This window comes from Sphingopyxis sp. (genome assembly GCF_025869345.1).
Lineage (GTDB): Bacteria > Pseudomonadota > Alphaproteobacteria > Sphingomonadales > Sphingomonadaceae > Sphingopyxis.
This window is the reverse complement of record NZ_JAOZVW010000056.1, coordinates 1-10,518: the sequence shown is the minus strand read 5'-3', so window position 1 is coordinate 10,518 and position 10,518 is coordinate 1. Positions and strand designations below refer to the sequence as shown.

The following is a 10,518-nucleotide window of genomic DNA, read 5'->3' as shown; positions in this document are numbered from 1 at the left end:
ATTGCGAGCGCAGCGAAGCAATCCAGAGCGGTTTACGCGGGCTCTGGATTGCTTCGCTGCGTTCGCAATGACGAGGCTTGTCAATAAATCCCGCTGTCGCCCAGCTTGCCGGCCTGCGTCGCCGCTGGCGTCACCGGCGCCGTCGGCACCACGACCGGCGGATTGGGCGAGATCACCACCGCCGCGGCGCGGCCGGGTTTGGCGAAGCTCGCGACGACGGGCGCGTCGCGGCCGTAGATGTCGGCGAGCTTGGTGATGCCGCCCTTGGCGCCCGGAACCACCGTCCAATAGGCGACATAGACGGGGAAGGGGTCGTCGAAGCTGAACTTCGTCGTTTTGCCGCTGGCGATCGCCTCGCCGAATTCCTCGGGGCTCTTGCCGGCGAAATAGACCGCCATCAGGCCGGAGAAATGCAGCGCGCGCTCGGTGCGGATGCAGCCATGGCTGAAGGCGCGCGCGGCGGCGGCGAAGGCGCCCTTCGACGGCGTGTCGTGAAGGTAGATGGCGTGCGGGTTGAGCATTTCCATCTTCATCACGCCCAGCGCGTTGTTCGCGCCCGGCTGCTGCACCACCGACAGCGTCTTGCCGCTGCCCGTCCAGGTATAGCCCTGCGCGCGGGCGCGGGCGGGGTTGTTCGCGATCGTCGCGCCGATGCCCTCGGCGATGATGCTGCGCGGCAGCGTCCAGGTCGGGTTGACGATGATGCCGGTCGCCATCGGGTTGAGCTGCGGCGTCGGGGTCGACGGCTTGCCGACGACCGCCTTGTGCGTCGCGATTACCGTGCCGCCATGGATGACGCGGGTCAGATATTCGGGGACGTTGCTGACGACATAGCGCTCGCCGAGATCGCGCGGCATCCAGCGCCAGCGTTCCATGTTGACGCGGATCGCATTGGCCTCGGCGGGGGTCTTCGCGCTCCCCAGCGCAGTCTTCAGCACCGCGAAATTGGGATGCACCGGATCGAGCCCGGTGAGCGCCGCGGGGACCGAATTGGACGTCAGCGCCGAAGTCAGCAGCGCGACCAGCGGCTCGGTCTCCGCATCGCTGTCGGTCATGAACCATTGTTTGCGCGCCACGTTCGGCGTGCGGCCGTCGCGCAGGTGGGTCGCGAGCAGCAGAAAGCTGTCGGTCGCGACCTGATCGAGCTTGTCCTGATCGCCGCCGTCGATCGCGGCCTGCAGCGCGTCGGGATTATAATCCTTGGCGAACAGGCCTTCGTCGCCGACACTCTGGATGAAACCGAGCAGCGCCCTGGCGTTCGCTTTCGACCAGTCGGGCAGATTGGCCTGCGTCATCGTTTCGACGACGGGGGCGTCGTCCTTGACCTTGTCGGGCTGCAGGACGACCGAATCCTCCTTGACGTTGGTGGTCTGCGCGATCGCGGGGGCGGCGAGCAGCGTCAGGGGGAGGAGCAGCGCCGCGGGATGGCGCAGGGCGAGGGGGAAGTTTTTGACCATGGCGAAGGCCATAGCCAAAAAGATCGCGTAGTTAAAGTGAGCTGGGGCACAGTTCGACGTGCAATAATCCGTGTGTCCCCGCGAAGGCGGGGACCCAGCGGTTGGCGCAGAGCCGCTCTGGACCCCCGCCTTCGCGGGGGAACACGGCCGGAAAGAAGGCTCAGGCCGCGCCTTCCTCGTCCTGCCGCGCGAGCCATTCCTCGAGCCATTTGATCGTGTAATCGCCGTGGATCACATCGGGGTCGGCGAGCAAAGCCTGATGTAGCGGGATGTTGGTCTTGACCCCGCCGATCACCATTTCCCCGAGCGCGCGGCGCATCCGCATCATGCAGCTTTCCCGGGTGCGGCCGTAAACGATCAGCTTGCCGATCATGCTGTCGTAATAGGGCGGGATCGAATAGCCGGCGTAGAGCCCGCTATCGACGCGGACGTGCATGCCGCCCGCGGCGTGATAGCTCGTCACCTTGCCCGGCGAGGGCAGGAAGCTGCGCGGATCCTCGGCATTGATGCGGCATTCCATCGCATGACCGCGAAATTCGAGGTCTTCCTGCCGGACCGACAGCCCCGCGCCGCCCGCGATGCGGATCTGTTCGCGGACGAGGTCGAAGCCGGTGATCATCTCGGTCACCGGATGCTCGACCTGGATGCGCGTGTTCATCTCGATGAAGAAGAATTCGCCATTTTCCCACAGGAACTCGATCGTCCCGGCGCCGCGATAGCCCATGGCGGCCATCGCGTCGGCGCAGATACCGCCCATGCGCGCGCGCTCCTCGGCCGAGATGATCGGCGAGGGGGCTTCCTCAAGCACCTTCTGATGGCGGCGCTGGAGCGAGCAGTCGCGTTCACCGAGATGGATCGCGTTGCCGTTGCCGTCGCCGAAGACCTGAAATTCGATGTGGCGCGGATTGCCGAGATATTTTTCCATATAGACGGTCGGGTCGCCAAAGGCAGCCGCCGCCTCGCTCGACGCCTGACCCATCAGGCTTTCGAGGCTGTCCTCGTCGGGAACGACCTTCATGCCGCGCCCGCCGCCGCCCGACGCGGCCTTGATCAGCACCGGATAGCCGATGTCCTGCGCGAGCTTCTTGGTCTCCTCGCTGAACGTCACCGCGCCCGGCGAACCCGGAACCACCGGCAGGCCGAGCTTGACCGCGGTGCGCTTCGCCTCGACCTTGTCGCCCATGGTGCGGATATGTTCGGGCTTCGGCCCGACGAAGATCATGTTGTGCGCTTCGATGATCTCGGCAAATCGCTCGTTCTCGGAGAGGAAGCCGTAACCGGGGTGGATCGCGTCGGCGCCGGTGATCTCGGCCGCCGAGATGATCGCGGGGATGTTGAGATAGCTGTCCTTCGCAGCCGGAGGCCCGATGCAGACGGCCTCGTCGGCGAGGCGGACGTGCATCGCGTCGGTGTCGGCGGTCGAGTGGACCGCGACGGTCTTGATGCCCATTTCATGGCAGGCGCGGTGAATGCGCAGCGCGATCTCGCCGCGGTTGGCGATCAGGAGCTTTTCGATAGCCATAGGGTGGATCAGCCGATGGTGAACAGCGGCTGGTCGAACTCGACCGGCTGGCTGTTCTCGACATGCACGGCCTTCAGCGTGCCCGCGGCGGGGGCGACGATCGGGTTCATCACCTTCATCGCCTCGATGATCAGGATCGTGTCGCCTGCCTTCACGGCCGATCCGGGCGCGGCGAAATTGGCGGCGCCGGGTTCGGGCGCCAGATAGACGGTGCCGACCATCGGCGATTTCACCGCGTCGGCGAAGCTGTCGGCAGCGGGCGCCGGAGCGGCGGCTGCGGCCGGAGCCGCGGGCGTGGCGGCGGCAGGTGCCGCGACCGGCGCGGGCGCATAGGCTAAGGGCGCCGAAGCGGCGGTCAGCGTGCGCGCGACGCGCACCTTGCGGTCGCCGTCCTCGACCTCGATTTCCGAAAGCTGCGTGTCGTCGAGCAGTTCGGCGAGCGCGCGCACGAACGCCGGATCGATGTTGATGCCATTGTCTTTATGGTCACCCATGAGAATTTTCCTGTTGTTGCGGCCCCGGTCTGGCGGCGCCTGACCCCTGTTCTGATGACGCCCTCTTGTCAGAGACGGGCGGCGGCGTCCAGCGCCAGCGTATAGCTTTGCGCGCCATGCCCCGCAAAATGCGCGGCGGCGGCCAAGCCGACGTAGCTGACGTGGCGGAACGGCTCGCGCTGCATCGGGTCCGACAGATGGACCTCGATCACCGGCACCTTGATTGCCTTGATCGCGTCGTGGATCGCGATCGAGGTGTGGGTGTAGCCGCCCGCGTTGAGCAGCACCGCCCTGGCGCCCTCGACATTGGCCTCGTGCAGCCAGTCGATCAGCACGCCCTCATGGTTCGTCTGCCGGCATTCGACGCGAAGGCCCAGCTTGTCGGCCTGCGCCTCCAGCCGTGCGTGGATGTCGTTCAGCGTGTCGTGGCCGTAGATTTCGGGCTCGCGAGTGCCGAGCAGGTTGAGGTTGGGGCCCGAGAGGACATAGACGAGCGGCGTTTCGGACAAGGAGCTGGCTTTCGGTTGCGAGGATGCGCGCTCCCCCTATATGGGCTGCTCGGCAAAGGCAAAGCAAGGCGGACTCGTGATTTCAGTCATCCTCAACGGCGAACCGCGGCAGGTGCGCGAAGGCAGTATCGCCGACCTCGTCGCGTCGCTGGGGCTCGACGTGAAGAAGGTCGCGGTCGAGCGTAACCGGGAGATCGTGCCGCGCTCGATGCTGGCCGACGTGACGCTCGCCGAGGGCGACGCGCTGGAAATCGTTCATTTCGTAGGAGGCGGGTGTTGACCGACAGTTGGAGCGTTGCCGGCCGGACCTTCACGTCGCGGCTGATCGTCGGCACCGGCAAATATAAGGATTTCGAGCAGAACGCCGCTGCGGTCGAAGCCTCGGGGGCCGAAATCGTCACCGTCGCGGTGCGCCGCGTCAATGTGTCGGACCCGAATGCGCCGATGCTCACCGACTATATCGATCCGAAGAAGATCACCTATCTGCCCAATACCGCGGGCTGCTTCAACGCCGACGACGCGATCCGCACGCTGCGGCTGGCGCGCGAGGCGGGGGGCTGGGATCTGGTGAAGCTCGAAGTGCTCGGCGAGGCGAAGACGCTCTATCCCAACATGCGCGAGACGCTGGAGGCGACCGAAGTGCTCGCGAAAGAGGGCTTCCTGCCGATGGTCTATTGCGTCGACGATCCGATCGCCGCGAAGCAGCTCGAGGATGCGGGCGCGGTCGCGGTCATGCCGCTCGGCGCGCCGATCGGGTCCGGCCTCGGCATCCAGAACCGCGTGACGATCCGCCTGATCGTCGAGGGTGCGTCGGTGCCGGTGCTCGTCGATGCCGGGGTCGGCACCGCGAGCGACGCGGCGGTGGCGATGGAGCTCGGCTGCGACGGGGTGCTGATGAACACCGCGATCGCCGAAGCCAAAGACCCCATCCGCATGGCGCGCGCGATGAAGCTGGCGGTCGAGGCGGGGCGCGATGCCTATCTGTCGGGGCGGATGGGGCAGCGGCGCTATGCCGATCCGTCGAGCCCGCTCGCGGGATTGATCTGACACCCATATCATCCGCCGGGCGCGCTGCTATGGTGTCGGCATGGCCGACCCCGTCCAACTGACCCGGCATCTGTGGGATCTCGCCGAACGGCATCCGACGATCCGCTGCCTGCTGGACCGCTGGCACGCGATCGACCTGCCCGATGCCCGATTGTCGGGAAGCCTCGTCGCGCAGGCGTACTGGAATGAGGTGTTCGGGTTCGACGCGCATCATGGGATCGACGATGCCGATATCGTCTATTTCGACGGCAGCGACCTGTCGCAGGAGGCGGAGCTTGCCGCCGAGCGCCGGATCGCCGCGCTGTTCGCCGACCTGCCGGTGCGTGTCGACGTGAAGAACCAGGCGCGGGTCCACCTCTGGTATCGCGCCAAGTTCGGCTATGCGATCGAACCCTATCGCTCGATCGCGGGCGCCATCGCCACCTTTCCGACCACCTCTTCGGCGGTCGGGCTGCGCGGCGGCGATGGCCACGACATCATTGCACCCTTCGGACTTGCCGACCTGCTGCATCCGCGCGTTCGCGCCAATGCCGTGCAGATCACCGAGGCCTATTTCGGGAAGAAGGCGGCGCGGTGGCGCCGCTTCTGGCCCGACCTCGAAATCCTGCCCTGGAGCGAAGCTAGGGCACCCGCTTGACCGGCGGCGCGATCCAGCTTCCTTCGAGGGCCGGGCGGCGGGGGAGGTAGAGGCGCAGGTTCATGCTGAACGGCCCATCGGGGGCGGGCAGCCAGTTGGCTTCCTTGTCCGCGCCCGGATTGTCCTTCTGGATATAGAGGTCGAGCGAGCCGTCGGCGTTGAAGGTCAGCTTGTCGCGGTCGCCGATCGCGAAACGGTCGATCGGGTTCGCGACGAAGAACTGATCGGCGCCGTACATGGTGAGCGACCAGAAGGCGTCGGCGGGCGGAATCTGATCCTTGTCGAAATGGAGGACATAGCGCGACGCGCCGGTCAGCGGCTTGCCCTCGCTGTCGAGCGGCGCCATCGGATAAATGGCTTCCTCGGGCGGCAGCGCGCCGAGACCGGCAAAGGCGACGAAGGCGCGCTGGAGATAATCATTGCCATAGACGCCGAGCGCATTGCCCATCGCGACCCAATTGTTGCGGGTGAGGGCGACGCCCTTCCGCCGGTTCACGATCCGCTGCCACGCATCGGCGGCGGCGCGCGTCAGCCCGCGCTGCACCGCCGGATCGGCGGCCGCGAGATCGAAGCTTTGCCCCGGAACCAGCCCGACGCGCTCCATCCGCGCCAGCACCGCATAGTCGCTGGCGTGCGGCGGGTTGTGCTTCAGCGTTTCGGCGAACAGCGCGAAGAAGGCGGCGGGGGTCATTTTCGCGACCTGCTCGACCGGCGGCGTCTTCATGTCGATCGCCGAGTCGGTCTTGAGCGCGGCGGGCGCCTGCGGCTTGCCCCAGGCCGACAGCGGCGTCGCGGCATAGCTCGCCTGGAGGGCGTGGACATGGTCGTAATCGGCGGCGCCGTTGGTCTGGATGCGGCCGATGATCCAGCCCATTTCGGTCGGGCTGCGCACCATCCGCATCCCCTTCGGCAGCGTCCCCTGCCAATGCGGCCCGACCAGCGCGACGATACCGCCGTCGTTGCCGGTGGTGCGCGTGCCGAGCGCGGCGAAGACGTCGGTCCACATGTCCATGATCGGCACGACATGATAGCGGCCCGCCGTTTTCGGCAGGGTGATGATCAGCGGCTCCTTGCCGACGTCGAACCACAGCGGCGAATAGAGCGTGTCGGCGTTGGGGCGCACGACGTCCTTGAAAGTCGCGTCGGGATAGGTCCGCATATGTCCGAACCGGTTCATCGGCGCGCGCATCCGGCCTTCGCTCGCGTTGGTCGACACGCGGCGCGTGGTTTCCATCAGCACCATCGGATAGGCGTAGGTATAGGCTTCGAGGCCGATGGCATAGGCGTCGTCCTCGCTGACCGGGGCCGCGTGTGCCGCGCCGGTCATGAAGGCGGCCGCCATCGCCAGAAGGGCAAGCAGGCTTTTCATCGAAACACACTCCTGTGAGATGTTGATGGGCGCGCCTTAGGGGCGAACGCACGGCCAGTCTGTCATCGCGCCGACAATCTCTTGGGGAACTTGTCGTTCGTGTTTAGACCGGGGCGGCAATAACCAAGCTCGTCATTGCGAGCGAAGCAATGACGAAATCAGGGAGGGTGCGCATGGTAGCGAGGCAAGGAGCATGGTCGCGCGAGGCTCGCCTCGCCGCGCTTCGCCTCTGCCCGCTGTTCGCCGGCTGGCCCGAGGCGCGGCTCGCCGAGGTCGCGGCGATCGCGCGCGCCGAGCCATATCGACGCGGCGCCGAAATCTTCGCGCGCGATCCCGAACGGCGCGAGGCGTTCGTCATCGCCGCGGGCGAGGTCGAGGTCAGCCGCGCGTCGGCGGCGGGCAAGAAATTCGTGCTGAGCCTGCAGGGGCCGCACGAAATTCTCGCGATCGTCCGCCTGCTTGCCGAGCCGCCGATCCACTATGTCTATACCGCTTACGAGGATAGCGTGCTGCTGCACCTGCCGTGCGATGGGCTGGCGGCGATTCTCGACGCCGATCCCATTCTCTGGCGCGACATCGCGCTCCTGATGTGCGCGCGGCACGGCGACAGCCTGCGCCAGCTCAACAACCAGAAGCTCGGCTCGCTCGAGCAGCGGATGGCGGCGACGCTCGCCGATCTCGCGCGGATTCACGGCGTCGCGGGCGCGGCGGGCATCGAGCTGGCGCTGCGCCTGCCGCAGGAACAACTCGGCGCGATGCTCGGCGTGACGCGGCAGAGCATCAACAAGCTGCTGCGCGGGTTCGAGACGGCGGGGCTGATCGCGGTCGACTATAATCGCGTCACCATCCTGAGTCCGGCGGCGCTCGACGAGATCGCCGCGAGCGGATGATCCCTTCTCCGGGGCCGTTGGTCTCGTAAGGGGGAACAAGGCGCGCGCAGCCTCGTTGATCCGGCAAGAGGCGCGCCCCTTTCGCCTCTGGAAATCAAGGAGAAATCCCGTGGGTGAAATGAAGGACAAGGCCAAGGGTCTCGCCAACGAAGCCGCCGGCAATGTGAAGCAGGCGGTCGGCAAGGCGACCGGCAACGAACGGCTGCGCGCCGAAGGCGCGGCGCAGGAGCGCAAGGGCGAGGCCCAGAATCTGAAGGGCAAGGTCGCCGGCGCGCTCGGCGACAAAATCTGACGATCGCGCATCGTCACGCAGCGAAAGGCCCCGGAGTTCCCCTCCCCCGGGGCCTTTTATTCTTGGGCGGAGCGGCATTTTCCCCGTCACCCCGGACTTGATCCGGGGTTCCGCTTGTCACGGTCGCTGAGCGGGACCCCGGATCAAGTCCGGGGTGACGAAGATGTCTCAGAACGCAGTTTTGACGCTCGATGCGCCCGCGTCTTACTTCCCGCCCGATGCCACCAGGTCGACGTCGGTCATGCCGCCGTCGCGGCGCGCGAAGACGACATAGGCGAGGTCGCCCTTGGTGCCGCCGAGCATATGCTCGTTGCCGCGCATGCGGTGGTCGCTGGTGTATCCGCCGCGCACCGCCATCGTGTGATAATAGTCGAGCACGCCCTGGATCGAGGCGGCGGTCTGGAAATTGACGACGCGGATGTTGCACTTGCCGCCGGCGACCCCCGCGGCCTCACGCAGCGTCGCGCGCGGATAGACTTTGAACGCGGCGGGCAGGCGGTCGGCCCAGCTGTTGCCATAGGTCAGCTTGGCGTCGCAGCTTCCTTTCTGCTGGTCGCGCGCGAGCGCGCCGATCGTCACCGGGCGCTTCGCGGCGCAATCGCCGTTGCAACCTTCCTCGAAGGGTAGGGCTTTCGGCGCGGCGAGCAATTTGCCCGCGGCCTGCGCCGCCGCGGCTTCGGCGGCGGCTGCCGCCTTGCCGGCCGCGATGCCGGGGACGCCGCCGTCGACGGGCCTGGCGCCCGGCGCCGCGGCGTTGCGGTTCGCCTGGCCGGTCAGCTTGGGATCGACCATGATCTTGTCTTCGAGCGCGCCCTTGACCGCCGGGTCGCCGTCGGTCAGGCCGTCGTCGAGCGGCTGGAGGTCGGCCTTGGCGGCCGGATTGTCGCGGCAGCCCGCCAGCGGCACCGTCGCCGCCACCATCAGGCCCGCGATCAGCCATTTGCCCCGCACGATCATAGCTAACACTCCCTTAATATCTCCTCGGGAATGCCCGATCCTGGTTAAAAAGACCCAAATAAAATGCGTTAACGGGTAAGACTTTGTTAGCCCAAAACTGTGCCGGAGCGAGACGGAAGCGGCTTTGCCCGCGCTCCTCGCAATGACGGGTGCGTCGATATTGGGGCCATCAACTCAATCGGCGAACCGCCCCGAACCCGTCTCGCGCGGCGCGGTGCGGATCAGCCGCGACGTCTCGACCGCGGCCTGGCGGTGGACGACCGCTTGGCGATAGACCGGGTCGGTCACCATCGCCATGAAGGCGCCGCTGCTGGGATATTCGGCGACGAAGATCGCGTCCCAGCTTTCGCCATCGGGGCCGATCACCATCGCCTCCATCGCGCCGCGCCAGACGATGCGGCCGCCGAGCCGTTCGAACACCGCTCCGCTGTCGCGACCGTAGTTCGCATAGGCCTCGGCGCCGCTGAGGTTCGCCTCCGCGAGCGGATGGTCGGCGGGATAGGTCGCCTTGTCCTTGAAACGGACGAGGTTGAGCATGTGGATCACCGTGTCGCGCGGCAGCGCCTTGAAGGCGTCGAACTGCGCGCGTTCGGGGTCGACATGGCGGTCGGTCATGGCTGGAACTCCTTGCGTTTCGCGCGCCAGGCGTCGGCGCTTTGCGTCCAGGCGTCGACCGGGGCGCTTTCGAACGGGGCGGGGAGGCGGGTCGGGCCGCTGTTCGTCGCGCCGAGCCGTTTCGCCAGCGCCTGCGAGCGCGTGTTGGCGGGGTCGATGCTGTGCATCAGCTCGGGCCATTTCAGGAATTCGACCGCGAAGTCGCACGCCGCGACCGCGCCCTCGAAGGCGTAGCCCTTGCCGGCGAATTGTGCGCGCACGCCATAGCCGATTTCGGGCGCGGGCCAGCCGTCGGGTTCCCACGGGCCGAGGCGGCCCACCCATTCGCCGCTCTCGCGCTCGATCACCGAGAACATCGAAAAGCCGCGGATATGCCACGCGCCGGCCAGCGTGCACCATTGGCGCCATGCCGCCGAGCGCGGACAGGTGCCGCCGATGAAGCGCATCGTTTCCTCTTCGGCGCACATATCGGCAAAGGCGCCGAAATCCTCGGCCGCGGGCGGGCGCAGGATCAGCCGTTCGGTCACGAGCAGGGGGCCGTTCAGCATGTCTCTTCTCCCGCAGCGATTGGCCGATGTTTGTGCGGCAATATCCTTCGCGGAGCAAGCGCGACCCCGCCGTTACCCCGGACTTGATCGATGATTATCCCTTTCGCATCCGTGGATGCTCCGCTCATCGTCATTGCGAGCGAAGCGAAGCAATCCAGAGCGGTTTACGCCACTCTGGATT

13 protein-coding genes are annotated in these 10,518 nt (G+C 66.7%); 5 read left to right on the top strand and 8 right to left on the bottom strand.

Annotation, left to right across the window (positions count from 1 at the left end; all coding sequences use genetic code 11):
• Positions 1-80: 80 nt before the first annotated feature.
• The 4 genes from OJI97_RS06270 to OJI97_RS06255 all read right to left on the bottom strand — a co-directional run bounded on the left by OJI97_RS06270 (position 81) and on the right by OJI97_RS06255 (position 3,982).
• The gene (locus OJI97_RS06270; protein WP_297662147.1) at positions 81-1,457 is read right to left on the bottom strand and encodes a L,D-transpeptidase family protein; all 1,377 of its coding nucleotides are present in this window, start codon (positions 1,455-1,457) and stop codon (positions 81-83) included.
• Positions 1,458-1,617: 160 nt separating this feature from the next.
• Complete coding sequence (gene accC, locus OJI97_RS06265) at positions 1,618-2,979, bottom strand: acetyl-CoA carboxylase biotin carboxylase subunit (protein WP_297662146.1); 1,362 nt, start codon at positions 2,977-2,979, stop codon at positions 1,618-1,620.
• An 8-nt stretch (positions 2,980-2,987) separates the two neighbouring features.
• Complete coding sequence (accB, locus tag OJI97_RS06260) at positions 2,988-3,473, bottom strand: acetyl-CoA carboxylase biotin carboxyl carrier protein (RefSeq protein WP_297662144.1); 486 nt, start codon at positions 3,471-3,473, stop codon at positions 2,988-2,990.
• 68 nt (positions 3,474-3,541) lie between these two features.
• Complete coding sequence (locus tag OJI97_RS06255) at positions 3,542-3,982, bottom strand: type II 3-dehydroquinate dehydratase (RefSeq protein ID WP_297662142.1); 441 nt, start codon at positions 3,980-3,982, stop codon at positions 3,542-3,544.
• Positions 3,983-4,058: 76 nt separating this feature from the next.
• Between OJI97_RS06255 and thiS the strand changes: the two genes are divergently transcribed.
• Genes thiS through OJI97_RS06245 form a run of 3 tightly spaced genes read left to right on the top strand, consistent with a single transcriptional unit; the run spans position 4,059 to position 5,666 of the window.
• Entirely contained in the window at positions 4,059-4,262 is a 204-nt protein-coding gene (thiS, locus tag OJI97_RS19020; RefSeq protein ID WP_367184753.1) for a sulfur carrier protein ThiS, read from the top strand.
• On the top strand, positions 4,259-5,029 hold the full coding sequence (locus OJI97_RS06250) for a bifunctional sulfur carrier protein/thiazole synthase protein (RefSeq protein WP_367184752.1): 771 nt from the start codon (positions 4,259-4,261) through the stop codon (positions 5,027-5,029). The genes thiS and OJI97_RS06250 overlap by 4 nt, the downstream gene beginning before the upstream one ends.
• 40 nt (positions 5,030-5,069) lie before the next feature.
• Positions 5,070-5,666: a nucleotidyltransferase family protein gene (locus OJI97_RS06245; RefSeq protein WP_297662140.1), complete on the top strand. Its 597-nt coding sequence runs from the start codon at positions 5,070-5,072 to the stop codon at positions 5,664-5,666.
• Here the strand turns inward: OJI97_RS06245 and OJI97_RS06240 are convergent.
• Positions 5,650-7,035, bottom strand: a complete 1,386-nt coding sequence (locus tag OJI97_RS06240) for a DUF1254 domain-containing protein (protein ID WP_297662138.1) — start codon at positions 7,033-7,035, stop codon at positions 5,650-5,652. The genes OJI97_RS06245 and OJI97_RS06240 overlap by 17 nt on opposite strands.
• Positions 7,036-7,208: 173 nt before the next feature.
• On the opposite strand from OJI97_RS06240, the gene OJI97_RS06235 reads away from it, so the two are divergent.
• On the top strand, positions 7,209-7,925 hold the full coding sequence (locus OJI97_RS06235; protein ID WP_297662136.1) for a Crp/Fnr family transcriptional regulator: 717 nt from the start codon (positions 7,209-7,211) through the stop codon (positions 7,923-7,925).
• Between the two features lie 109 nt (positions 7,926-8,034).
• Complete coding sequence (locus OJI97_RS06230) at positions 8,035-8,217, top strand: CsbD family protein (RefSeq protein WP_297662134.1); 183 nt, start codon at positions 8,035-8,037, stop codon at positions 8,215-8,217.
• Between the two features lie 204 nt (positions 8,218-8,421).
• On the opposite strand, the gene OJI97_RS06225 is transcribed toward OJI97_RS06230, so the two are convergent.
• The 3 genes from OJI97_RS06225 to OJI97_RS06215 form a co-directional block, all read right to left on the bottom strand.
• Positions 8,422-9,174: a hypothetical protein gene (locus OJI97_RS06225; protein ID WP_297662133.1), complete on the bottom strand. Its 753-nt coding sequence runs from the start codon at positions 9,172-9,174 to the stop codon at positions 8,422-8,424.
• Between the two features lie 174 nt (positions 9,175-9,348).
• A complete protein-coding gene (locus OJI97_RS06220; RefSeq protein ID WP_297662131.1) occupies positions 9,349-9,789 on the bottom strand; it encodes a DUF1330 domain-containing protein in 441 nt (146 codons plus the stop codon).
• Complete coding sequence (locus OJI97_RS06215) at positions 9,786-10,337, bottom strand: GNAT family N-acetyltransferase (RefSeq protein WP_297662129.1); 552 nt, start codon at positions 10,335-10,337, stop codon at positions 9,786-9,788. The genes OJI97_RS06220 and OJI97_RS06215 overlap by 4 nt, the downstream gene beginning before the upstream one ends.
• Positions 10,338-10,518 lie beyond the last annotated feature (181 nt).